Annotated in this window: 1 pseudogene; it reads right to left on the bottom strand. The window is 76.5% G+C overall.

The annotated features are described in order from the left end of the window. Positions 1-379, bottom strand: a pseudogene (locus tag KBX53_RS36005) (hypothetical protein); the annotation flags it as partial.

The raw sequence follows: 379 nt of genomic DNA, 5'->3' as shown, positions 1-379 counted from the left end.
ATCGACTGGTCCACCTGGGTCTTGCGGGCCACCAGGTCCAACCCCGAGCCGTCGACCAGCAGCACGTCCGTCTGCCCGATGGCGGCGTCCGTGCCGACCTCGTCGGCGGCCAGCCGCTCATCGTCCTCGTACAGCACCCGGGTGACGGCCCGGACCCCCGGCAGGCGACCCAACTCGTCGACGGTGTCGGGTGCGAAGCGCTCCCCCCGGATCACCGCGTCGGCGGGCACGAGCTGCGCGGCGGCGCGTTCCCGGCTCGCGTCGACGCCGGCGGCGACGACCGCGCAGAACGCGGCGGTGCCGATCGCCAGCACCACCACGACCAGCGGGGCGGCGACCGCCGCGCGGCCGGCGCGGGCCGTGCCGAGGAACGCCACGC

Origin of the sequence: Micromonospora sp. M51, from assembly GCF_018070305.1 — a bacterium.
GTDB classification, from domain to species: domain Bacteria; phylum Actinomycetota; class Actinomycetes; order Mycobacteriales; family Micromonosporaceae; genus Micromonospora; species Micromonospora parva.
The sequence above is the reverse complement of the archived record's forward strand: the minus strand, read 5'-3'. Positions and strand labels throughout refer to the sequence as shown.